At 62.7% G+C, this 22,567-nt stretch carries 22 protein-coding genes; 15 read left to right on the forward strand and 7 right to left on the reverse strand.

Annotated features, from left to right (window positions below; translation table 11 throughout):
* The first annotated feature begins 6 nt into the window (after window positions 1-6).
* Window positions 7-1,899, forward strand: a complete 1,893-nt coding sequence (locus tag OOT33_RS04245; RefSeq protein ID WP_307748765.1) for an XrtA/PEP-CTERM system amidotransferase — start codon at window positions 7-9, stop codon at window positions 1,897-1,899.
* Here the strand turns inward: OOT33_RS04245 and OOT33_RS04250 are convergent.
* Genes OOT33_RS04250 through argJ form a run of 3 tightly spaced genes read right to left on the reverse strand, consistent with a single transcriptional unit; the run spans window position 1,896 to window position 4,551 of the window.
* Entirely contained in the window at window positions 1,896-2,696 is an 801-nt protein-coding gene (locus OOT33_RS04250; RefSeq protein ID WP_307748766.1) for an inositol monophosphatase family protein, read from the reverse strand. The genes OOT33_RS04245 and OOT33_RS04250 overlap by 4 nt on opposite strands.
* A complete protein-coding gene (locus OOT33_RS04255; RefSeq protein WP_307748767.1) occupies window positions 2,693-3,322 on the reverse strand; it encodes a LysE family transporter in 630 nt (209 codons plus the stop codon). The genes OOT33_RS04250 and OOT33_RS04255 overlap by 4 nt, the downstream gene beginning before the upstream one ends.
* 5 nt (window positions 3,323-3,327) lie before the next feature.
* Entirely contained in the window at window positions 3,328-4,551 is a 1,224-nt protein-coding gene (gene argJ, locus OOT33_RS04260; RefSeq protein ID WP_307748768.1) for a bifunctional glutamate N-acetyltransferase/amino-acid acetyltransferase ArgJ, read from the reverse strand.
* Window positions 4,552-4,837: 286 nt separating this feature from the next.
* On the opposite strand from argJ, the gene OOT33_RS04265 reads away from it, so the two are divergent.
* The 3 genes from OOT33_RS04265 (at window position 4,838) to secA (ending at window position 9,103) form a co-directional block, all read left to right on the forward strand.
* The gene (locus OOT33_RS04265) at window positions 4,838-5,236 is read left to right on the forward strand and encodes a winged helix DNA-binding protein (protein WP_307748769.1); all 399 of its coding nucleotides are present in this window, start codon (window positions 4,838-4,840) and stop codon (window positions 5,234-5,236) included.
* A gap of 99 nt (window positions 5,237-5,335) precedes the next feature.
* The gene (locus tag OOT33_RS04270; protein WP_307748770.1) at window positions 5,336-6,256 is read left to right on the forward strand and encodes a TonB family protein; all 921 of its coding nucleotides are present in this window, start codon (window positions 5,336-5,338) and stop codon (window positions 6,254-6,256) included.
* Window positions 6,257-6,382: 126 nt separating this feature from the next.
* A complete protein-coding gene (gene secA, locus OOT33_RS04275; protein ID WP_307748771.1) occupies window positions 6,383-9,103 on the forward strand; it encodes a preprotein translocase subunit SecA in 2,721 nt (906 codons plus the stop codon).
* Between the two features lie 15 nt (window positions 9,104-9,118).
* Here the strand turns inward: secA and OOT33_RS04280 are convergent, their stop codons facing one another.
* Window positions 9,119-9,631, reverse strand: coding sequence for an N-acetyltransferase (locus tag OOT33_RS04280; RefSeq protein WP_307748772.1), 513 nt, complete (start codon window positions 9,629-9,631; stop codon window positions 9,119-9,121).
* A gap of 113 nt (window positions 9,632-9,744) precedes the next feature.
* Here OOT33_RS04280 and OOT33_RS04285 point away from each other — a divergent pair, with 113 nt between their 5' ends.
* Window positions 9,745-10,137, forward strand: a complete 393-nt coding sequence (locus OOT33_RS04285) for a dihydroneopterin aldolase (protein WP_307748773.1) — start codon at window positions 9,745-9,747, stop codon at window positions 10,135-10,137.
* 6 nt (window positions 10,138-10,143) lie between these two features.
* Here the strand turns inward: OOT33_RS04285 and OOT33_RS04290 are convergent, their stop codons facing one another.
* Both OOT33_RS04290 and OOT33_RS04295 read right to left on the reverse strand, forming a co-directional pair.
* Window positions 10,144-11,937 (reverse strand): cation:proton antiporter, encoded by a 1,794-nt coding sequence (locus OOT33_RS04290; protein ID WP_307748774.1) that lies wholly within the window; start codon window positions 11,935-11,937, stop codon window positions 10,144-10,146.
* Between the two features lie 128 nt (window positions 11,938-12,065).
* Window positions 12,066-13,286, reverse strand: coding sequence for an NADP-dependent isocitrate dehydrogenase (locus OOT33_RS04295; protein WP_307748775.1), 1,221 nt, complete (start codon window positions 13,284-13,286; stop codon window positions 12,066-12,068).
* A 174-nt stretch (window positions 13,287-13,460) separates the two neighbouring features.
* Between OOT33_RS04295 and OOT33_RS04300 the strand changes: the two genes are divergently transcribed.
* On the forward strand, window positions 13,461-14,216 hold the full coding sequence (locus OOT33_RS04300) for a phosphatidylserine decarboxylase (RefSeq protein ID WP_373690491.1): 756 nt from the start codon (window positions 13,461-13,463) through the stop codon (window positions 14,214-14,216).
* Window positions 14,213-14,980: a CDP-alcohol phosphatidyltransferase family protein gene (locus tag OOT33_RS04305; protein WP_307748777.1), complete on the forward strand. Its 768-nt coding sequence runs from the start codon at window positions 14,213-14,215 to the stop codon at window positions 14,978-14,980. Before OOT33_RS04300 ends, OOT33_RS04305 begins: the two co-directional genes overlap by 4 nt.
* A 158-nt stretch (window positions 14,981-15,138) precedes the next feature.
* Here OOT33_RS04305 and OOT33_RS04310 read toward each other — a convergent pair whose 3' ends face one another.
* Complete coding sequence (locus OOT33_RS04310) at window positions 15,139-15,369, reverse strand: hypothetical protein (RefSeq protein ID WP_307748778.1); 231 nt, start codon at window positions 15,367-15,369, stop codon at window positions 15,139-15,141.
* Window positions 15,370-15,603: 234 nt separating this feature from the next.
* Here OOT33_RS04310 and rpsB point away from each other — a divergent pair, with 234 nt between their 5' ends.
* The 8 genes from rpsB (at window position 15,604) to rseP (ending at window position 22,543) form a co-directional block, all read left to right on the forward strand.
* Window positions 15,604-16,365 carry a 30S ribosomal protein S2 gene (rpsB, locus tag OOT33_RS04315; RefSeq protein WP_307748779.1) on the forward strand — a complete coding sequence of 254 codons (762 nt, stop codon included), beginning with the start codon at window positions 15,604-15,606 and terminating at the stop codon, window positions 16,363-16,365.
* Between the two features lie 97 nt (window positions 16,366-16,462).
* Window positions 16,463-17,389, forward strand: coding sequence for a translation elongation factor Ts (tsf, locus tag OOT33_RS04320; RefSeq protein ID WP_307748780.1), 927 nt, complete (start codon window positions 16,463-16,465; stop codon window positions 17,387-17,389).
* Between the two features lie 98 nt (window positions 17,390-17,487).
* A complete protein-coding gene (pyrH, locus tag OOT33_RS04325; RefSeq protein ID WP_307748781.1) occupies window positions 17,488-18,222 on the forward strand; it encodes a UMP kinase in 735 nt (244 codons plus the stop codon).
* 21 nt (window positions 18,223-18,243) lie between these two features.
* Complete coding sequence (gene frr, locus OOT33_RS04330; RefSeq protein ID WP_307748782.1) at window positions 18,244-18,801, forward strand: ribosome recycling factor; 558 nt, start codon at window positions 18,244-18,246, stop codon at window positions 18,799-18,801.
* On the forward strand, window positions 18,791-19,519 hold the full coding sequence (gene uppS, locus OOT33_RS04335) for a polyprenyl diphosphate synthase (protein ID WP_373690492.1): 729 nt from the start codon (window positions 18,791-18,793) through the stop codon (window positions 19,517-19,519). The genes frr and uppS overlap by 11 nt, the downstream gene beginning before the upstream one ends.
* Window positions 19,519-20,247 carry a phosphatidate cytidylyltransferase gene (locus tag OOT33_RS04340; RefSeq protein ID WP_307748783.1) on the forward strand — a complete coding sequence of 243 codons (729 nt, stop codon included), beginning with the start codon at window positions 19,519-19,521 and terminating at the stop codon, window positions 20,245-20,247. Before uppS ends, OOT33_RS04340 begins: the two co-directional genes overlap by 1 nt.
* Window positions 20,229-21,413, forward strand: a complete 1,185-nt coding sequence (locus OOT33_RS04345) for a 1-deoxy-D-xylulose-5-phosphate reductoisomerase (protein WP_307748784.1) — start codon at window positions 20,229-20,231, stop codon at window positions 21,411-21,413. The genes OOT33_RS04340 and OOT33_RS04345 overlap by 19 nt, the downstream gene beginning before the upstream one ends.
* Window positions 21,410-22,543: an RIP metalloprotease RseP gene (rseP, locus tag OOT33_RS04350; protein WP_307749296.1), complete on the forward strand. Its 1,134-nt coding sequence runs from the start codon at window positions 21,410-21,412 to the stop codon at window positions 22,541-22,543. Before OOT33_RS04345 ends, rseP begins: the two co-directional genes overlap by 4 nt.
* Window positions 22,544-22,567 lie beyond the last annotated feature (24 nt).

Consider the following 22,567-nt stretch of genomic DNA (forward strand, 5'->3'; position numbering starts at 1 on the left):
AACATCATGTGCGGCATTGCGGGCATCTTTCATCTTCAGACGGCCAAGCCGGTCGATCCTGCGCGCGTGCAGGGCATGATCGACGCCATGCCGCATCGCGGGCCTGACGGCACCGGCGTGTGGACCGCGCCGGGCGTCGGGCTGGGTCATTGCCGCCTCTCGATCATAGACCTTGCGGGCGGTGCGCAGCCGATGGCGAACCAGGACGCCAGCCTCATTGTGACCTACAATGGCGAGATCTACAATTTCGCCCAAGTGCGCGCCGAGCTGGTGGCGCTGGGCCATAAATTCCGCACGAGCGGCGACACAGAGGTCATCCTTCACGCCTATCGCCAGTGGGGCGAGGCGTGCGTGGAGCGGTTCAACGGCATGTTCGCCTTCGCGCTGTATGATGTGGCTACGCAGTCGCTATGGCTGGTGCGGGACAGGCTCGGCGTCAAGCCGCTCTACTACGCGCAGGTGTCTGACGGCAGCGTGATTTTCGGCTCGGAGCTGAAGGCGCTGCTCGCCCATCCGCTGCTGCGCCGCGCGCCGGATTTGAGCTCGGTCGAGGATTACATCGCGCTCGGCTATGTGCCCGATGACGCCTGCATCGTCGCGGGCGTCAAAAAGCTCGGCGCGGGTGAGCATCTGCGTCTCGTGCGGGGAAGGGGGCTTGCGGCTCCCAGGCGCTGGTGGGACGTGACCTTCGCCGACCGTTCCGTCGCCAAACCCGCCGCGCTGGCGGAGGAACTGGTGGCGCTGATGCGCGATGCGGTGAAGCTGCGCATGGTCGCGGACGTGCCGCTGGGCGCGTTCCTCTCCGGCGGGGTGGACAGCAGCTCCGTTGTCGCGATGATGGCGGAGCAATCGCCAAGAGCCGTCAAGACCTGCACCATCGGCTTCGATGTCGAGAGCCTGGACGAGCGCGGCTATGCCGATCATGTCGCGCGGCGCTTCGCCACCGATCACCGCACGCGCATCGTTTCGCCGGACGATTACGGCCTGCTCGACCGCATCGTCGGCCATTTTGACGAGCCCTTCGCCGATGCCTCCGCGCTGCCCACGTTTCGCGTGTGTGAACTCGCGCGCGAGGAGGTTACGGTCGCGCTATCCGGGGATGGCGCGGACGAGGCGTTTGCGGGCTATCGCCGCCATCTGTTCCAGCATCGCGGCGAGGGGCTGCGCGGGCTGTTGCCGCAGGGGCTGCGCGGGCCTTTGTTTGGCGCGCTGGGCCGAGCCTATCCCAAGGCGGACTGGGCCCCACGCTGTCTGCGCGCGAAATCGACCTTTCAGGAGCTGGCCATAAGCGGCGGCGAGGCTTATGCGCGCGCGGTTGGCTTCACCACGCCGGAACTGCGGGCCAGGCTCTATGGCGCGGAGTTCGCCCGCGCCATCTCCGGCCACCGCGCCGAGGATCGCATCGTCACCGCGATGGACGGCGCCCCCGCGCGTGACCCGCTCGACCGCGCGCAATATGCCGATCTCAAGATCTGGCTGCCCGGCGATATCCTTACCAAGACAGACCGCATGAGCATGGCCGTCAGTCTCGAGGCGCGCGAACCGCTGCTCGACTATCGCCTTGTCGAATTCGCCGCGCGCCTGCCCGTCAGTCAGCGCATTCATGGCAACACCGGCAAATACCTCATGAAGCGGGCGATGGAGCCGCATCTGCCGCACAATATCCTCTATCGTGGCAAGATGGGCTTCGTCACGCCGATCGCGCAATGGTTTCGCGGGGCGTTGGCGAACGAGGCGGCGGCGGTGGCGGATGGCTCGATGCTGGCGCGCACCGGCTGGTTCGACCGCACGACGATGGCCAGGCTGGCGCAGGATCACAAGGCGGGCCGCGCCGATCATGGCCGGCTGCTGTGGCAGCTGCTGGTGCTGGATAAATCCCTGGCGCGGCTGTTCGGTTAGCCGAATAATATCCCCGCCGCCTTGTCCCACATCGCGGGAGACGCGGCAGCAAGCATCCCGGTCGCATCCGATGAAGCGAGATAGGGCGCACCGTCGAACCGGCAGGCCATTCCCCCCGCCTCGTTGAGGAACAGCACGCCCGCCGCATGATCCCAGGCGAGCGTTCGCTTGAACAGCGCAAGGTCGTTCTGCCCCAGCACGATGCGGGGATATTGCTCTGCCGCGCAGCGGGGAATGCTGACGATATCGAGCTGCCCCTCAAGCCGCGCCTCGATGTCCGCCCGCTCCTGCGGGTTCAGGAACAATGTCGAAATGCCCGCGAGCGGCAGCTCCGCTCCGCTCTCCCGCGCGGCGATGCGCTGGCCGTTGATCGTCGCGCCTTGTCCGCGCGCGGCATGGCACATGCGTTGTTCGAGCGGATCATAGATCCAGCCTGCAACCGGCACGCCCCGTTCCGCCAGCGCGATGATGACGCCGAAGGGCGCGCGCCCTGCTGCGAAGTTGCCGGTGCCGTCGATCGGGTCGATGATCCAGCACAGCTCGCTCGCCAGACCGTCCAGCAGCGCCGGGTCTGCCGCGCAGGCTTCCTCGCCCACGATCAGCGCCTCGGGCAGCAGCCGCGCCAGCCCCTCTGACAACCGCGCCTCGCTCTCCCGGTCGGCGATGGTGACAAGGTCGTTCTTCGCCTTCTCGATCACCTCGTGCGCGGCAAGGTTCTGATAGCGGGGCAGGATCACCTCCTGCGCCACGCTCTGCATGAGTGCGGACACCGCGTTGTTGAGCGCCGCGCCCGTCATGCCTGCACCCGCGCAAGCGCCATGCCTGCCGCCACTGCCATGAAAACCCCGCCTGAAACCCGCGCGACGCGCCTCTCTGCCGTGGGCGAGAGCGCCAGCCCGCCCAGCCTGTAGGCCAGCAGCCCATAGCCCATGAGCACCAGTACTTCGAGCGTGATGCCGATTGCCGCCAATGTAGCGAGCTGCGGCGAGACCGGCCGGCTGAGCACCAGGAAGGGCGGCAGGAAAACGGTGAAGAACAGCAACGCCTTCGGGTTGGCGAGTTGGACCGCAATGCCGGTCGTTAAACCGCGCAAAACGCCGACTTGCCTTCCCGCGCGCCCGGTTTCCAGATGCGCGCGGGCGCGCCATGTCTGTATGCCGAGCCAGAACAGATAGGCGATGCCCGCCCAGCCGAGAACGGCCAGCACCTCCGGCGCGCGCTTGACCAGCGCGACAAGCCCGGTGCCCACCATCACATACCACAGCCCATTGCCGGCGTTGATGCCCATGATGGCCCCCGCCATGCCGCGCAGCGACCCACCGAGCGCCAACCCTGTCACCGTCGCCACGGCAGGGCCGGGCATCAGGCATGCGATCAGGTCAGTGATGGCAAAGGCAATCAGGAGGTGCGCTGTGCTGTCCACCGCCTTCAGCTTCGGTAATCGGCGTTGATGGATATGTAGCCGTGGGTCAGGTCGCAGGTCCACACGCTGGCGCGGCCATCGCCCAGCCCGATGTCGACCCCGATGGCGATGTTTTGCCCTTTGAGATGCGCCGCAACCGGCGCTTCGTCATAGCCTTCGACCGGATAGCCATTGGCGGCGACCTGCGTCGCGCCGAAACTGATCGAGAGCTTGTCCCGGTCCGCCGGCTCGCCCGCCTTGCCGACGGCCATGACGACGCGGCCCCAGTTGGCGTCCTCGCCGGCAATCGCTGTCTTGACCAGCGGTGAGTTGGCGATCGAGAGGCCGATGCGCCGCGCACTCTCGTCAGAAGCCGCGCCTGTCACGCGGATCTCGATGAACTTGCGCGCGCCCTCACCATCTTTCACCACCAGATGCGCGAGCTGGGTGCAGATGTCGGTCAAGGCCGCCTGAAAAGCGTCTGCGCCGGGGCTGTCGCGGCTGACGAGCGGCGCGTTCCCTGCCTTGCCGGTGGCGAAAACGAGCACGGTATCAGACGTCGAGGTGTCGCCATCAACCGTGATGCAGGAATAGCTCTTGCCGTTCGCTTGCGTGAGCATCTGCTGCAACAGCGCAGGGTCGATCGCCGCATCAGTAAAGATGTAGCCGAGCATTGTCGCCATATCGGGGGCGATCATGCCGCTACCCTTGATGATGCCGGAGAGCGAAACCTTCCTGTCGCCGATGATGGCGGACGAGGTCGCGCCTTTGGGGAAGGTGTCGGTAGTGCCGATGGTGAGCGCGGCATCCTCCCAGCTGCAGGGCGCGGCGGTGAGCGCCGCTTCCACCCCCGCGCGCGCCTTGTCCTTGGGCAGCGGCACGCCGATGACGCCGGTGGAAGAGACGAACACTTCGCTGGGCGCGCAATCCAGATGCGCCGCCACCTGGCCCATGATCTGCTCCACCGCCTCGCGCCCGCGATAGCCGGTGAAGGCATTGCTGTTTCCCGCGTTGACCACGAGCGCCCGCGCCCGACCACCGATGATGCCCTCGCGGCACAGCTCCACCTCGCTGGAACAGCACAGGTTTTTCGTCGTAACTCCAGCGACTGCGGTGCCCGGTGCAAGCTCCGCATAAGTGAGGTCGCAGCGGTCCCACTCCTTGTAGCGCGCCCTGGCCACGCGCAGGGTCACGCCCGCGATATCGGGCAAAGCAGGGAAGGCGGCAGGGGCGAGAGGCGAGCGTTCCATGGCTTCGCGCTTAGCGAATTTGGGGCAGGGGTCAATTCCGGAACACAGTGGATTGTAATTCCCTTACTTGTTCCTTTGAGCGGGAGGAAAAACAAGAATACATTCATAATGGAGTAAACACCCGGTTCCATTCATCGTTAAAACATGAAAAACGGTATGGTATATCCAGAATGGACCAATGTTATCGCGATAGGGCTCGTTAATATCTTTATTTTGTTATTCAAAATCAAGAATTTCGGTTTGTGCGAGGCCTATGGTAGCCAGTTTATAGTTCCATGTGAGAACAATGCCTGACGAGACCGGCCATCTAGCTGTAACGCCTCAAGAAAATTCCGCATTCGGAAACAGTTTTCATGTCGGGGAACTCATCGGCCGTGCGCGGCAGTTCGTCGAGCTGCGCCGAGCGCGCGCAAGCTTCTTGCCGAAGGAGCTGATGGGAGAGCCCGTGTGGGACATGCTGCTGGATCTGTTTATTGCCGCCTGTGAGTCGAAGCGCATATCCGTCAGCAGTGCATGCATTGCATCCGGGGTCCCTCCCACCACAGCACTTCGCTATCTCGTCAAGATGGAAAAGCACGGCCTGATCGAGCGAAGCGAAGATGATACAGACGGCCGCCGCGTTTATGTGGCCATATCGCCGGTTGCGCGCCAGGCCATCAGCGAATGGCTCCATAGCATCGCTTGAACCATCGGGGTGGACCTCGCTTGTCATGCGCTCAAGGAGCTGGCACTGATGCGGCCGGGCCATGGGGGCGGTAGCATTATGAGTATGATAAGGGGCATCATGCTGGTGGCTGTCGCTGCCCTCAGCATCAGCGCCGCGAGGGCCGATATACCGAAGGCACCACCGCTGGCGCCGCAGCCGGTCATGCTCCCGCCCGCTCCGCTGCTCACAAAGCCCGCACCTCCTCTGCCGCCGGTGCCCAAAGTGCGTGCCAAGCCCATATCGCAACCTGGCTCATGGTTCAGTTCGGATGATTATCCTGCGGTCGCCTTGAGGATGGGCGTGTCTGGCTTGGTGAACTTCCGCCTCTATATCGATCCTGCGGGGAAGGTGAGCCATTGCCAGATTGTAACGAGCAGCAATTTCGAGATTCTGGATAACGCGGTGTGCGATCTCGTGCAACGGCGCGCGCAGTTTTCTCCCGCGCACGACGCCAAAGGGCGCCCGGTAGCGGATGTCTGGAGCAGCCGCTTTTTCTGGAAATTGCCCGAGGCGGGCAATCGGCCCTTGCTGGAGATGGATGCTTCGTACCTTCTGTCGATAGACCAGATTGGCGCCGTTCAGCACTGTGCGCTGGTATTCAGGAATCCGCCTTCGCCAGCCGACGATTTCTCCTGCCCGAACTTCGACAACATGCCCCGCTTGGCGGGCTTGGAAATGCGCAACTATGGTTCCCAGCCGTTGATTGACGTGCAAATGACCATTGCCAACGCATTCAGCGAAGCCGCGAGAGACAGGGCAATGCAGCCCGTCCTGGGATTCGAGCAAAGATCGTTGCTCGTCTTCGCTATGGAGATGGATCCCACAGGGACCATTACGAAGTGCAGCCTGACTCAACAGAGAGGGAGTGCTTCCCTGGCGCGGGATGTCTGCAGAGAGTCCTTTCTCTATCGAACCTTCGCGCCGGTCAGAACACTGGATGGCCCGCCAGTCTCAACGCGATTCTGGTATGTCGAGCGCATCCTTCGCAAGCTGCCCTAGCCCCCGTCGCGTCCGCAGTTCGCGACCACCTCAATTGACTTCCCGCCGCCCTGATCCTACATCGCGGCGGTATTTTAAGCGCGTGCTCTGCGAGGGGCGGCGCACATCGTCAGTCAGGATGATTTCATGCTCGGCGCGCTCGCCAAATCCCTCTTCGGTTCGTCCAATGATCGTTACGTCAAGTCGCTGGGCAAGCTGGTCTCCCAGATCGCCGGGTTCGAAGGCTCCATTTCCGCGCTGACCGACGAGGAATTGCGGGATCAGACCCGTAAATTCCGTGAGCGGCTGGCAGGCGGCAAGGAAACGCTCGACGATCTGCTGCCCGAAGCCTTCGCCACCGTGCGCGAGGCGGGCAAGCGCGTGCTCGGCATGCGCCATTTCGATGTGCAGATGATCGGCGGTATCGTGCTCCACCGTGGCGAGATCGCTGAGATGCGCACCGGCGAGGGCAAGACCTTGGTGGCGACGCTGGCTACCTATCTGAACGCGCTCGAAGGCAAGGGCGTGCATGTCGTGACTGTCAACGATTATCTTGCCCGGCGTGACTGCGACTGGATGGGCCAGATCTATCGCTTCCTCGGCCTCACCACCGGTGTGATCGTCCCCGGCCTGCGCGAAGACGAGCGGCGCGAAGCCTACAACGCCGACATCACCTACGCCACCAACAACGAGCTGGGCTTCGACTATCTGCGCGACAATATGAAGTATGACCGCGCGCAGATGGTCCAGCGGCCCTTCAATTATGCGATCGTCGACGAGGTGGACTCGATCCTGATCGACGAAGCCCGTACGCCGCTCATCATCTCAGGCCCGACGGACGACAAGTCCGAGCTGTATATCGGCGTCGACGCGCTGGTAAAGCAGCTTTCCGAAGAGGATTACGAGAAGGACGAGAAGCAGCGCAACATCACGCTGACCGAGGATGGCACGGAAAAGGTAGAGCGGTTGCTTGAAAATGCCGGCCTGCTCGTCGGCTCCAACCTTTATGATTTCGAGAATACGCAGGTCGTCCACCACGTCAACCAGTCGCTGCGCGCCAACAAGATGTTCAAGCGCGACATCGATTATATCGTCAAGGACGGCAAGGTCATCATCATCGATGAGTTCACCGGCCGCATGATGGATGGGCGCCGCTGGTCGGATGGGTTGCATCAGGCGGTGGAGGCGAAGGAAGGCGTCAATATCGAGCCGGAGAACCAGACGCTCGCCTCGATCACCTTCCAGAATTATTTCCGCATGTATCCCAAGCTTTCGGGCATGACCGGCACCGCCGCGACCGAAGCGACCGAGTTCCACGAGATCTACAAGATGAACGTGGTGACGATCCCCACCAACGTTCCGGTGCAGCGGCAGGACGAGGAAGACCTGTTCTACAAGAGCATCGAGGACAAGTTCGCCGGCATCGCGAAGACGATCCGTGAACATCAGGCCAAGGGTCAGCCGGTGCTTGTCGGCACGGTCAGCATCGAGAAATCGGAGATGTTATCCGATTTTTTGCACAAAGAGGGCGTGAAACACAGCGTTTTGAACGCAAGATTCCACGAAAGCGAGGCGCATATCGTGGCGCAGGCGGGGCGGCTGGGCATGGTGACGATCGCCACCAACATGGCCGGGCGCGGCACCGACATCCAGCTCGGCGGAAACCTTGAGTTCCGCATCGAGGACGAACTGAAGGACTTGGCCGAAGGGCCGGAGCGCGATGCCGCAATAGAGCGTATCCGCGTGGAAATAGCCATGGAAAAGGCGCAGGTTCTCGAGGCTGGCGGCCTTTGCGTCATCGGCACGGAGCGGCACGAGAGCCGCCGCATCGACAACCAGCTGCGCGGCCGCTCGGGTCGTCAGGGTGACCCGGGCCTTTCGCGCTTTTACCTGAGCCTCGACGACGATCTTCTGCGCATCTTCGGGCCGGACACGCTGTTCGCCCGCATGATGCGCTCCAGCCTGGAGGATGGCGAGGCGCTGCCCCCCTCCAAATGGATGTCCAAGGCGATCGAGACTGCGCAGAAAAAGGTCGAGGCGCGCAACTACGACATCCGCAAGCAGGTCGTCGAATATGATGACGTGATGAATGACCAGCGCAAAGTGATTTATGAGCAGCGCGGCGACATCATGGACGCCGAGACGGTCGATGACGTCGTTGTCGACATGCGGCACGAGACGGTAAACGACATCGTCGGCGCGCACTGCCCCCCCGGCACATATCCGGAACAGTGGGACGTCACAGGACTGAAAGCGGCGGTGCAGTCACGGCTCAACCTGGAACCGGACATCGACGGCTGGCTCTCGGAGGACACGGTCGCGCCAGAAATCATCGAGGAGCGTCTGGTCGCGCTGGCCGATGCGGCGGTGACAGAAAAGGCGGCGGCACTTGATGAGGGCAGCTGGCACAACATCGAGAAGAGCATTCTGCTCCAGAATCTCGATCATCACTGGAAGGAGCATCTGGCGACGCTAGACGCGCTACGTCAGGTTGTGCATCTGCGCGCCTACGCCCAGAAGACGCCGATCAACGAGTACAAGGCCGAGGCCTTTGCCTTGTTCGAGCGCATGCTCGGCAACATCCGTGACGACGTAACGCAGACGATCGCTCGAGTGCAGTTCCAGTTCGAGAATGCTGCCGACGTGCCCAATCTGCCGACTTTGCCGGATTTCATCACTAATTATGCGGCCGATAGCGGCAGCGGACCGGGTGTCGACGAGAACGGCTTCGTTACCACGCGCATTCCCGGCATTGCCGCGGGGGAGATTGGCGGCGATCCCTATGCACATCTGGGAGTCAGTCGCAATGCGCCGTGCCCCTGCGGATCGGGTAAGCGGTACAAGCATTGCCACGGGGCGCTGGCATAGCGCAGCGGCAGGGAACTATTTTCTGGGCCCCAGTACACCGCTGAGCAAGGCAGGCAGCGCAGAGCCGGGAACACTGCGTGCGAGCAAACGCCTCTGTTCGACCTGGCCCGGCGCTCGCCACCCCTTGGTCAAATCAGCGCTGAATCCCCAAAAGCGGCCATAATATTCCGGGTCACCGATCATCATCAGCGGCGCGTCGGCGCTCGTGTCCGCGTCGGTGATCAGCCGATCCATAAGCAGCTTGCCGAACCCCTCGCCCTGCCGCGCTGGGAGCACCGCGACAGGGCCAACCATGATGAGCGGCGTGACTACGCCGTCGTCGCCGACGAGTGCGACCGGCCAGCTCTGCAACAGCCCCACAAAAGCCCCCGCACCGTCGGCCAGAGCATAGCTGAATTCCGGCAGCCAGCGCATGCCGGTGCGGATGGCATAGGCGGTACGGCCATGGCGGTCCGTTCCGAATGCCGCGTCGAGCAGGGCGTCGATTGCGGGTTCTGACTGGCTGTGCAGGGGGAAAAGGGTCGTCACGCTTGCTGTTCTGTCGGTAAAAGGGCATGAGCGCCCGGGAGCCGCGCCCTTTAGCGCGCGAGCCGCAAAAGGAAAGATAATTCTGCGCGCATCGCAGGGGAGCATCGACACGCATGGCCGCCTATCGTACATCCGAGGAGAATTTTCTGGCGCTGGAGGTCGAGGACCTGCATGTCGACATCCTCACCGGGATCTATTCCGAAGAGACCCATCTTCCGCAGCCGCTGAAAATATCGGTGCGCGCGCTGATCGCGCAGGAACCACATTATGATTCGGACACCCCGCTGAGCCGGTCGAAGAACTATATGGATCTCAAGCACGCCGCCACGGATGCGTTGCCGAAAGATCGGCATTTCAAGCTGATCGAGGCGGTGGCGGACCATATCATCGACACGGTCTTTCTGCAGGATGGCAAGGTGCGGCACGTGGAGGTGAAAATTGTGAAGCTCGCGCTGTCCGAGAACGGAGAATCGATCGGCGTCACAATGGCGCGGGGGAGAGGGTGAGCCACCTCAGGCAGCAGGCTGGTCTTCCTTACGCAATCGGCGTAGGCGCGGTGCGTGCTCCAGCCGCGCCGCACTCTTGATATCCTGCCTCAGGTCCTCGCGCCGCTGATGGATTGATGCGATGACCGGGCCCATCGCCACGCCCAGTTCGACCAGCGCCGTCTCAGCGAGCTGAAGTGAACTTTCCAGCGTCTCGGGCACGGCCTCGGTCGCCCCGGCCTTGTAGAGCTGGCTGGCATGGTCGGCATCGCGCGCGCGGGCAATAACCGGCAGGTCAGGAAATGCGGCGCGGACGGTGGCGGTTATGCGTACACACAGCACGGGGTCATCCATCGTAAGGATCAACACGCTGGCATTCTCCAGCGCCAGGCTCTCGAGGGTTTGTGGCCGCGTGACATTGCCAAATCGGACGGAATAGCCCTCTCGCCGGCCCTCCAGCACGATGTCGGGGTCTGAATCCACCACAATATAGGGTTGATCGTGCCCGCGCAGTAGATCGCACACCATGCGCCCGACACGACCGAACCCCAGCACAACCGTACGTTCGCTCTGCGCGCCCTCGGCTTGCGGCTCATCCTGCGACTCCCGCGTATGGGCGCGGTGTTCGATGCGGCGGGCAAGGTCATGACCCGCGCGCGCCAGCAGCGGGGTGAGCGTAAGGCCGATGGCGGTCGCAATCTGCCAGAACACGGCCGCATCCTGATTGATGATGTTCGCCGCAGACGCAGTGGCCAGAACGATCAGAGTCGTTTCGGAAGGGCTGGCCATCAACAGGCCCACCTCGGCGGCGAGGCTCCGGCGGGCACCGTTCAGGCGCAACAGCGTGGCGGTGACCAGCGTCTTGATGACCACGACCCCAAAGATTGCGAGCAGGAGAGCGGACCATTGCTCGGCAATGATCTTGAGGTCGAGGCTCATCCCCACCGTGAGCAAGAAGACGCCTAGCGCCAGCCCCCGGAACGGCGCGGTGATGCCCTCCACCTCGCTGCGATAATCTGTCTCGGCGATCATCAGCCCGGCAAGCAGCGCGCCGACGATGGGCGAGAGGCCGGTGAGCGCAGTGGTAAGGCTCGCCATGATCACGACGAGCAGGCTGGCGGCCAGGAACACCTCGGGGCTTTTGGTACGCGCGGCTTGTGCGAAGATGCGCGGCAGGATGAACGGCCCGGCAAGCAGCATCGCGATCACGGTCACTCCGCCGATCAGCAGCGTGCTCATCAGGCCGCCAAGGTCTCCTCCTCCGCTTGCGGGTGCAATGGCGCCGAGCAGAAAGATGATCGGCACCAACGCCAGATCCTCGAAAAGCAGCATCGAAAAGGCGGTGCTGCCCACCTGAGATCTGGTGCCGACCATCGGCAGCACGAGCGCGGTGGAAGAAAGCGCAAGTGCGAGGCCGAGGCCGATGGCCGCTGGCGGGCTGTTCCCCATCAAAGTGAGGATGATGGCGATGAGGAGCGCGGATCCACCCAATTCGAGTGCACCGACTCCGAACACCATCCGCCGCATGCTCCAAAGCCGCTTGAAGCTCAGCTCCAGTCCGATGGAGAACAGCAGCAGGATGATGCCCAACTCGGCAAAGGGCGCGATCGCTTCCGGGCGCGAGATGCTCACATAGTAAAGCCAGGGATATTCCTGTGTCATCGCGCCCAGCCCCGATGGGCCGACGATCAGGCCCGCGAGAATGAAGCCGATTACCGGGCTGATACGGAAGCGGGCGAACATGGGGATGACGACGCCCGCCGCTCCGAGGATGACCAGAGTATCGCTCAGTCCGCTGGTGCTGTGAATCTCCAGTGCCATAGGCGCTCTATAAAGCAGGCGCAGGCGAAGCTGTCATGGGCCAAATCAAAAAATGGCCGGGAATTGAAAACGCCCGCGCAGGTAAGGCGCGGGCGTCATGAGCAGGTGGCTCGGTCAGGCGCCGGAGCTTATTTCCAGCTCGCCATCTCGGCTTCGAGATTGGTGCGGATTGCCTCGAAGAACTGCTCGGTCGTCATCCAGGCCTGCTCCGGGCCGATCAGCAGCGCAAGATCCTTGGTCATCGCGCCGTCTTCAACGGTTTTCACGCACACCTTTTCCAGCGTCTCGGCAAAGCGGGTGACCTCGGGCGTTTCGTCGAATTTGCCGCGATAGACAAGGCCCTGCGTCCACGCAAAGATCGAGGCGATCGGGTTGGTGGACGTCGCCTTGCCCTGCTGGTGCTGGCGGAAGTGGCGGGTAACGGTGCCGTGCGCCGCCTCGGCTTCGATGGTCTTGCCATCAGGCGTCATCAGCACTGAGGTCATGAGGCCGAGCGAGCCGAAACCCTGCGCCACCTGATCTGACTGGACGTCGCCGTCATAGTTCTTGCAGGCCCAGACGAACTTGCCGCTCCACTTCAGCGCAGATGCGACCATGTCGTCGATCAGGCGGTGCTCATAGACGATACCGGCTGCCTTGAACTTGTCGGCAAACTCGGCTTCGTAAACCTCAGCGAACAAATCCTTGAATCGACCGTCATAGGCCTTGAGGATCGTGTTCTTGGTCGAGAGGTAGACGGGCCAACCGCGGCCCAGGCCGTAGTTCATCGAGGCGCGGGCAAAATCGCGGATCGAGTCATCGAGGTTGTACATTCCCATCGCGACGCCGGAGCCCGGGAACTGGAACACCTCCTCGTCAATCACCTCGCCATTGTCTCCCTCCCAAACAAGGCGGAGTTTGCCGGGACCGGGCACGCGGAAATCGGTCGCCTTGTACTGGTCGCCAAAGGCGTGGCGGCCGACGACGATCGGGTCGGTCCAGCCTGGAATGAGGCGCGGCACGTTGCGGATCACGATCGGCTCGCGGAAGACGACTCCGCCGAGAATGTTGCGGATCGTGCCGTTGGGCGATTTCCACATCTTCTTGAGCTTGAATTCCTCGACCCGCGCTTCATCCGGCGTGATGGTCGCGCACTTCACGCCGACGCCGTATTTCTTGATTGCGTTCGCGGAGTCCACCGTCACCTTATCGTCGGTGCGGTCACGCTCCTCCATGCCCAAGTCGTAATAATGCAGGTCGATGTCCAGATAGGGCTTGATCAGGCGTTCGCGGATCCATTCCCAGATGATGCGGGTCATCTCATCGCCGTCGATCTCGACGACCGGGTTTTTGACTTTGATCTTGGCCATGGCTCTCGTCTGCCTTCTATCTGGATAAGGGGAGGATGCGATGCGCTCTAGGCAAAGCGCGCCGCGGTTTCAACATCTCATCTCAGCCTTATAGGGGGGAACCCTTGCCGAAAGCTATATCGGCGCCTCTCTGGGGCGTTGTATTGGGCGGCATCAGCGCCTAATGTCCCGTGCATGGAACCAGATATAGACAGGTCGCAAGGCGCGTTGACGCCCGTCGACTCGCAATCCGGCGTCAAATGGCGCTTCCCCGCAGTTCATCCGGAAGGGCGCAAGTTCGGTGCCATCGCCGTCGGCATAACCCTGTTGTTCTGGGTGCTCGGGTGGGAGGTATTGGCCTGGCTGATGGTGGGCGCGAGCATATGGGTCTTCGCCTTTTTCCGTGACCCCGTGCGCGCGACCCCACAGGGGCAGGATTTTCTTGTCGCTCCGGCGGATGGCCTCATCACCCTTATCCAGAAAGTTCCGCCGCCGCGCGAGATTGCAGGCGTGGACGGTATCGGCACAGCGCCCATGATCCGGGTGTCGATCTTCATGAGCGTGTTCGATGTCCACATCAATCGCACGCCGATTGCGGGCACGATCCGTCAGGTCGTCTATATCTCGGGCAAGTTCATCAATGCAGATCTTGATAAGGCGAGTGAGGATAATGAGCGCCAGCATATCGTCGTTGAGCGCGCCGACGGGCTGCGGATCGGCTTCACGCAGATAGCCGGGCTGGTGGCGCGGCGAATCGTGCCGTTCGTGAAGCCAGGAGACGTGGTGGCGGCAGGCCAGCGCATCGGCCTCATCCGGTTCGGCAGTCGGGTCGACATCTACCTGCCCGAGGGCACAGTGCCGCGTGTGGTACTGGGCCAGCGAACTATAGCGGGCGAGACTGTGATTGCCAGGCTCGGCGAAACCGAGCCGATGCGCGGAATTTTCCAGTGAGGCGCCGCCGCGCGATACCGAAGGGGTTGCGGCGCGGCATCTCGCTGAGGCAGGTGGCACCCAATGCGGTGACCGCGATGGCGCTGTGCTTCGGCCTCACGGGGGTGCGCTTCGCCATGAGCGGCCAGTGGCAACTTGCGGTGGGCAGCGTGATCCTGGCGGGGGTGCTGGATGGGCTCGACGGGCGTATCGCCCGGATGTTGCATGGCGAAAGCCGGTTCGGTGCGGAGCTGGATTCGCTTTCCGACAATATCGCCTTCGGTGTTGCTCCTGCGATCATCATTTATCTCTGGTCGCTACAATTTCTACCAAAGCTGGGCTGGGTGCTGGCATTGGCTCATGCGCTGATGTGTGCGCTGCGGCTCGCACGGTTCAACGCGGCGATCGATGCGGATGAGCAGCCGCACAAATCTGCTGGCTTCCTCACTGGCGTTCCGGCGCCAACGGGGGCGGGCCTGTTGTTCGTGCCGATGTATCTTTGGTTCGTAACCGACCAGGAAATTTTCCGGAGCTTTTACCTCGTTGCGCCGTGGACGGCTTTTGTTGCTTTCCTGATGATTTCGAGCATCGCGACGTTCAGCTGGACGGCGTTGAGGCTGCGGCGGACCATCAGGCTTGAGGCGATTGCTGTAGCAGGATTGCTTGCCGGGCTGTTGCTTACGGAACCGTGGGCCACGCTGCTGGCGATTTCGGTCCTCTATCTCGCGATGATCCCGTTCGGCATGATCAGCTATCGCAAGATCAGATCGGCGGCCGCACGGTAGGGTTGATCGACGGATTAGGGGCCGTGGGGATTCAGTTCAGATAGAGCCGAAAAGGGGGGTTTTCGAGCATCGGAGCGCAGCGTACTTAAAGGTACGTGAGCACCGAAGCGCAGAAAATAGCGCTTTGCAGGCCTATATGAATTGAATCCCCACAGCCCCTAGGCGACGAGGGGGAGCGGAGCGGGAGCAACAGCTGTGCGCGCGGGCGCAACCAAAATCGAGCGCGGCGCGATGCGAGCAGGTGGCAACGGAGCTTCCGGGATGACTTCATCCAGTTCCATTCGAAGTGCGGCCATCATCTTGCCCGCATAGTTGCGCAGCATCACTGCAATCGTGCTCAGGGCCGCCACCAGCGCCAGGGGAAAAATCAGTGCGGTTGCCGTCATCATATTCACCACCCGTCGATCTCAAGTCCATCCGGAGCAACGCATATTAGCCGTTTCCGGTTCCATGTTCCCTATATGTTCTCTTCTAGCAGTGAAGTCAACACCCCATTTCATCTTGCAATTCTGCCGCTCTCCAACTAATGGCGCCGCATTCCACATGGGATTCGCACATACCGGTGCCGGGTCTGAACGACGCGGTTACTGAATCCCAGAGGTAAAACCGGAAGGAGAAAGACCATGGCGGCACCTGTCGTCACCATACAGCAATTGATCGAGGCCGGCGCACATTTCGGTCACCAGACCCACCGCTGGAATCCTCGCATGAAGCCATATATTTTTGGCGAGCGGAACGGCGTTCACATCCTCGATCTCAGCCAGACCGTGCCGCTGTTCGCCCGCGCGCTCGAGTTCGTCTCCGCCACCGTTGCAGCCGGCGGCAAGGTGCTGTTTGTCGGCACCAAGCGCCAGGCGGCTGAAGCGATCGCCGAGGGCGCGCGCAAGTCTGGCCAGCATTTCGTCAACCATCGCTGGCTGGGCGGTATGCTCACCAACTGGAAGACGATCTCCGGCTCGATCAAGCGCCTCAAGACGCTCGAAGAGCGCCTGTCGGGCGACACCCACGGCCTCACCAAGAAGGAAGTCCTCCAGATGACGCGCGAGCGTGACAAGCTGGAGCTCAGCCTGGGTGGCATCCGCGACATGGGCGGCATTCCTGACGTGATGTTCGTGATCGACGCCAACAAGGAAGAGCTGGCGATCAAGGAAGCCAACACGCTGGGTATCCCGGTCGTGGCGATCCTCGATTCGAACGTCTCGCCCGATGGCATCGCCTTTCCGGTTCCGGCGAATGATGACGCCAGCCGCGCGATCCGCCTCTATTGCGAGGCGATTGCAACCGCAGCGACCCGTGGCAGCCGCGGAGCGCAGCAGGCCTCCGGCGTCGACATTGGCGCGCTTGCAGAGCCGCCGGTCGAGGAAGCCGTCGCCGCCGAAGCGTGAGCTTCGCCAGACTGTAATATTTTCTGGGCAGGGCGCTTGGCGGTAGCATACCGGTGGGCGCCCGCCCGTTTTGAAACCTCTTTCAAAGGAACTGATGATGGCTGAGATTACTGCCGCCGCTGTCAAGGAACTGCGTGACCGCTCGGGCGCGGGCATGATGGACTGCAAAAAGGCCCTGACCGAAGCCAATGGCGATATGGAAGCCGCTGTCGACTGGCTGCGCGCCAAGGGTCTCGCCGCCGCCGCCAAGAAATCGAGCCGCACGGCTGCCGAAGGGCTTGTGGGCGTTGCCGTGGCCGGCACCAAGGGCGTCGCTGTCGAGGTGAACAGCGAGACTGACTTCGTGGCCAAGAACGACCAGTTCCAGGATTTCGTGCGCAGCGTGACCAATGTGGCGCTTGCCAACGGCGCGACCGACGCCGAGGCGCTGGCATCCGCCGATTATCCGGGCGGCGGCACTGTGTCGGAAAAGCTCGTCGCCAATATCGCCACGATCGGCGAAAACCAGACGCTGCGCCGCGTCGGCTCCGTGTCGGTGAACAACGGCCTGGTTGTGGACTATGTCCACAACGCGGTCGTTCCCGGTCTCGGCAAGATCGGCGTTCTGGTTGCACTGGAAGGTGATGCCTCGGCAGACGTGCTCCAGCCCCTCGGCAAGCAGCTTGCGATGCACATCGCGGCGGCATTCCCGCTGGCGCTGTCTGCGGATCAGATCGACCCCGCCCTGCTGGAGCGCGAGCGCGCAATTGCGGCGGAGAAGGCTGCCGAGAGCGGCAAGCCTGCCGAGATCGTCGCCAAGATGGTCGATGGCGCGGTGGCGAAGTTCGCCAAGGAGAATGCGCTGCTGTCTCAGCTGTTCGTGATGGACAACAAGACTCCGGTCGCAGACGTCGTTGCCAAGGCGGCGAAGGAAGCTGGCGCTTCGATTACGCTCAAGCACTATGTCCGCTTCCAGCTCGGCGAAGGCATCGAGAAGGAAGAAAGCGATTTCGCGGCGGAGGTCGCAGCGGCAGCTGGCGTCTGAGCTATATTTTACTTCCGGGCGCCTCGGCGCTTGGCACAGTGGCGCGTGCTCATTAAGGTGCGCGCCATTCCTGTATCTAAAGCGGACTCACAAGACCTATGACACGACCCACGCCCAAGCGCATTCTGCTGAAGCTTTCCGGCGAAGTGCTGATGGGCGAGGGCGCTTTCGGCATCGATCCCATAACGGTGGATCGTATCGCGGGGGAGGTCGCCGCGGCCAAGGATGCGGGATTCGAGATCTGCATGGTCGTGGGCGGAGGCAACATCTTCCGCGGCCTTGCCGCTGCCGCCAAGGGCTTTGATCGTACCAGCGCTGACTATATGGGCATGCTCGCTACAGTGATGAACGCGCTGGCCGTACAGAATGCGCTGGAGCGCATGGGGCATCAGACCCGGGTGCAGTCCGCCATCCCCATGGAAACGGTGTGCGAGCCATATATCCGCCGCCGCGCGGTGCGGCATATGGAAAAGGGCCGCATCGTCATCTTCGCGGCCGGGACGGGCAACCCCTTCTTCACGACTGACACTGCCGCCGCCCTGCGCGCCGCCGAGATGGGCTGTGACGCGCTCTACAAGGGCACTAGCGTCGACGGGGTTTATGATGCCGATCCCAAGAAGGTGGCCTCTGCAAAGCGGTATGAATCAGTGACATTCGACCGAGTGTTGAATGACAATCTCAAGGTGATGGACGCCTCTGCCGTGGCGCTCTGCCGCGAGAACAACATCCCGATAGTCGTGTTCAATATCCGCGAGACCGGCAACCTCGCCCGTGTGCTGAGCGGCGACGGTGTGGCGACTATAGTCGGCCCGGCCACTGCCGAGGCTGCGTGAATTAGCGATAAGGAGAGCGAAATGGCCCAGTTTGACAAGGCAGACCTGGAACGGCGCATGAAGGGCGCTGTGGAATCCCTCAAGGGTGACCTTTCCGGCTTGCGCACCGGCCGTGCCAACGTGTCGCTGCTCGATCCGGTCAATGTCGAGGTCTATGGCGCGCATATGCCGCTCAACCAGGTGGCGACCGTCTCCGCGCCGGAGCCGCGCATGCTCTCGGTTCAGGTGTGGGACCGCAGCAACGTGACTCCGGTCGAAAAGGCGATCCGGTCGGCGGGGCTCGGCCTCAACCCGATCACGGACGGCCAGACGCTGCGCCTGCCGATCCCCGACTTGACCGAAGAGCGGCGCAAGGAACTGGCAAAGCTTGCCAGTCAATATGCCGAGAAGGCCCGCATCGCCGTGCGCAATGTGCGCCGCGATGGCAATGACAACCTCAAGGTGGACGAGAAGAAGGGCGAGATCAGCGAGGATGAGCGGAAGCGCTCCGAGACCGATGTGCAGAAGCTGACCGACAGCACGATCGCCGAGATCGACGCCGCCCTCGCGCACAAGGAAAAAGAAATCCTTGGCCAGTAAAGCAGCATCCGCGTCTGTATCTGCCGCCGGCGGTTCCGGCCCTACCCACGGTGCGCGCCATGTGGCCATTATCATGGATGGCAACGGGCGCTGGGCAAAGAAGCGTTTCCTGCCGCGCGTAGCCGGGCACAAGGCAGGCGTCGAGGCCGTGCGAAAGACGGTGCGCGCCGCGCGGGAGCTGGGGCTGGAATGCATCACGCTCTATGCCTTTTCGTCGGAGAACTGGAAGCGGCCGGAGGAGGAAGTTTCAGACCTCACCGGCCTGATGAAGCATTTCATCCGCGCGGATCTGGAAGAATTTCACGCCAACAATGTCCGGCTGCGGGTCATCGGTGACTATCGCGCGTTCGATGGCGAAGCGGCCGATCTGATCGAGGGCGCGCTGGCGCGGACGAGTGGCAATACCGGCTGCACCCTCGTCATTGCACTCAATTACGGCTCTCAGGACGAGCTGGCGCGGGCAGCGGCGAAAGCCGCCGCAAAAGGGACCATCACGCCCGAGTCGATCGCGGCGGAACTGGACACGGCAGGCCTTCCTCCGCTCGACCTCCTCATCCGCACGTCGGGCGAGGTGCGTCTTTCCAATTTCCTGTTGTGGCAGGCCGCCTACGCCGAGCTGTATTTCACGGATACGCTCTGGCCGGATTTCGACAAAAAGGCACTGGAGGCTGCGCTTGACAGCTTCGCCGCGCGTGAGCGGCGCTACGGGGGGCTGTGATGGTGGGCGCCGGGCCATCGGCAGGAGGAAGCGCCGCCGGGTCTGACCTGCGGGTTCGCGCCGTGTCCGCAGCCGCCATGGTGCTGGTTGCGGCCTTGGCGCTCTGGGCCGGAGGTGTCACTTTCGCACTGTTCGTGTGGGCAATCGGCCTCGCACTGATGTGGGAATATTGGGGCCTGGTGGTACGCATCACGCAGGACGCGGTCTCGCGCACGCTGTGGATGGTGGGTGGCGTGGCCTACATAGGCGCGGCATGCTTTGGGCTTCTGCTCTGCCCGCCTGAACTGCGCTGGTTGATAATTCTCCTCGTCATCGCCACCGATACCGGGGCCTATTTCGCCGGGCGGCGCTTTGGAGGGCCGAAAATCGCCCCCGCCATCAGTCCGTCCAAGACATGGGCGGGCCTCTATGGTGGTATGACCTACGCCGTGTTGGTGATGCTCGCGGCGTTCGTCAAATCCAAGTCTACCGTGCTTGGCGGGCCGGACCCGATCGCGCAGGTATTTCGCGATCATATGCCGACACTGGTGATGATGATGATGTCCGGTGCGGTGCTTGCTGTGCTGGCGCAGGCAGGGGATTTCTTTGAAAGCTGGATGAAGCGCCGCGCGGGCGTGAAGGACAGCGGCACGCTGATCCCCGGACATGGCGGGTTGTTTGATCGGCTGGACGGCTTGCTCCCGGTCGCCATCGTGGCGGGCATCTTTTCGTGGATCGTCATATTGTGACATCCTCGCGGCGCAGTATTTCCATCTTCGGCGCAACAGGAAGTATCGGCACTTCGACGCTTGATCTGATCGCGCGCGCGCCCGACGCTTACGAACTGCTCGTGCTGACAGCCAACAGCGACCCACAGGCCCTGGCGCAGTGCGCCATTGCGCACGGCGCGCGGCTTGCGGTGATCGCCGACGAGGCGCATTACACGTCGCTCAAGGCCGCGCTTGCAGGGTCCGGCGTAGAAGCTGCGGCAGGGCCGCAGGCGCTGGTCGATGCTGCTAGCCTCGGCGCGGACTGGACGATGGCGGCCATTGTCGGCTGCGCGGGGCTGGAGCCGACGCTCGCAGCGCTGGAGGGCGGCAAGACAGTCGCGCTCGCCAACAAGGAATCGCTGGTCTCTGCCGGCGGCCTGATGATGGAGGCGGCGCGGGCCTCGGGGGCGACATTGCTGCCGGTGGACAGCGAGCATAACGCGATCTTCCAGTGCCTCGCGGGCGGGAGCCTCAGCCAGGTCCGGCGGATCATTCTTACCGCCAGTGGCGGGCCGTTTCGCACGATGACGCTTGACGAGATGGCGCGGGTAACGCCCCAGCAGGCGGTGCGGCACCCCAATTGGTCCATGGGCGCGAAGATCAGCATCGATAGCGCAACGATGATGAACAAGGGATTGGAGCTGATCGAGGCAGCGCACCTGTTCCCTGTCGGCATTCGCAACATCGAAATCCTCGTGCATCCGCAGTCCGTGATCCATTCGATGGTCGAATATCAGGATCGCTCAACGCTGGCGCAGCTGGGGTCACCCGACATGCGCACGCCGATCGCCCATGCGCTCGCATGGCCCACCCGGATGGAGGGGCCGAGCGCGCCCCTTGATCTCGCCAGCATAGGCAGGTTGGACTTCGAGCAGCCAGATGAGGCGCGTTTTCCTGCCCTGCGCCTCGCGCGAGCGGCCGGGGAGGCGGGGGGCGCACTGCCTGCCGTGATGAATGCGGCCAACGAGATCGCCGTCGCAGCATTCCTGGATGGGCGGATCGGTTTTCTCGACATCGCCGCCATTGTTGAGCGCGCCGTCTCCGGCTATAGCGGCACCAAACCAGCCACGATTGCCGATGTGCTGGAGATCGACCGGGAAGCGCGATTGAGCGCACTCGGTATGGTGGAGAGTGTGACGGTCTGATGGCTTCCCCCGGTTTTCTGATGACGGTGCTGGCGTTCATCGCCGTGATCGGCCCACTCGTGTTCGTGCACGAGATGGGGCATTATTTGGTCGCGCGCTGGTGTGGTGTGAAGGCGGAGGTGTTTTCCATCGGCTTCGGGCCGGAAATCGCAGCGTGGGTCGATCGACGCGGGACGCGGTGGCGCATCGCGGCGCTTCCCTTGGGCGGCTATGTCAAGTTCGCGGGCGATATGGGCGTGGCCAGCCAGACCGACCCGGCATGGCTCGCCCTGCCGGCGGTAGAGCGCGCGCAGAGCTTCCCCGCCAAATCGGTATGGCAACGCATGGCGATCGTGGCCGCCGGGCCGTTCATCAACCTTGCGTTCGCGGTGCTGATCCTCGGTGGCCTCGCCATGACCTACGGCACGCCGGTGAGCGAGCCGGTCATCGGCAGGGTGGCAGCAGGCAGCGCGGCGGAGAAGGCCGGATTGAAGACGGGGGACCGCATCGTCAGCATCATGGGCCGTGAGATCGAGGATTTCCGGGATATCTCCGGCATCGTCAGCCTGAGGCCGGATGAGGTGCTGCCCTATGTGATCGAGCGCAATGGCACGCGGTTTGAGCGGGATATTGCCGCAGGCGTCCGGATCGAAAAGGATCGCTTTGGCAACATCTATCGTGTCGGCCTGCTCGGTGTCGGATCGAGTGCGGTGACGCTTCAGCCGGTGGGCATCCTCGAAGCGCCGGTGGTCGGTTTTCGTCAGGCGGTTGACGTCACCCGGACCGGGCTCGACGGCATGGGCCAGATCATCACCGGCCGTCGCCCCGTCACAGAGATGGGCGGGCCGCTGAAAATCGCGGATATCTCGGGCCAGGCGGCTATGATGGGGCTACCCAGCTTCCTGTTTTTCATGGCCTTGATCTCGATTAACTTGGGGTTCATCAACCTATTGCCAATCCCCATGCTCGATGGTGGACATTTGCTCTTCTATGCGGTCGAGGCGGCGCAGCGGCGGCCGGTCAGCCCGAGGGTGATGGAATGGGCCTATCGCTCAGGTCTCGCTTTGCTGCTGACGCTGATGATCATGGTGACCTTCAACGATTTGGGGTCATTCGGGCTGTGGAAGAGCCTGTCACGCTTGATTGGTTGACGCATATCGGGCAGGGCATGGGCG

This window comes from Sphingobium sp. DEHP117, from assembly GCF_030867385.1.
In the GTDB taxonomy this organism is placed as follows: Bacteria; Pseudomonadota; Alphaproteobacteria; order Sphingomonadales; family Sphingomonadaceae; genus Sphingobium.